Consider the following 589-nt stretch of genomic DNA (forward strand, 5'->3'; position numbering starts at 1 on the left):
TGTCTGCGGCTTCGTCGCCTTGCCCTGATTTAAAGTTAATCCACTATATTCCAATCCACCGAGAAAATAGCAATCGAAAAGACGCATCGCCGCCATTCTTCTCATAACGGTCTTAAATTGGATATTGGCAGATTCAGAATCAGATTGAACCTGACAACAATAATAGACCAAATGAACTAATACTTTATAAGTATAATCAATTTTTCGGATATTAACAATTTTTGAAAATAAAGCCGTAGTGAAAGACAATACCTCAGAAAGAGACCATTGAGAAGAAGAATAGTTTGAAATAAAGACAAACTTATAACGGACTTTCACACAGCAAAAATCATCTCCAAGCCTCAAGTCCGCTCAAAAACACGCCAAATTTCCATCCATATCCAATAAATACCGCCAGGCCCGTTTTATGACAAAGGTCGTCTGAATAAACTATACTTTCAGACGACCCCTATTCAATCACGGAGCTTATTTATGTCCATCCGTCTGACCACGCTGTCGCTTATTCTCGCTGCCACAGCCTGCACGCCCACCGTTTCCCCGTCGGCAGAAACCTCGCCGACCGTCACCAAATCCGCCATCGATACCGCCT

1 protein-coding gene is annotated in these 589 nt (G+C 42.3%); it reads right to left on the reverse strand.

Features of this window, described 5'->3' with window-relative positions:
• A partial coding sequence (locus tag HMPREF3050_RS14895; protein ID WP_210399926.1) for a hypothetical protein occupies positions 1-318 on the reverse strand: 318 nt, incomplete at its 3' end.
• Between the last annotated feature and the right edge of the window lie 271 nt (positions 319-589).

Origin of the sequence: Neisseria sp. HMSC065D04 (genome assembly GCF_001815675.1) — a bacterium.
GTDB lineage: Bacteria > Pseudomonadota > Gammaproteobacteria > Burkholderiales > Neisseriaceae > Neisseria.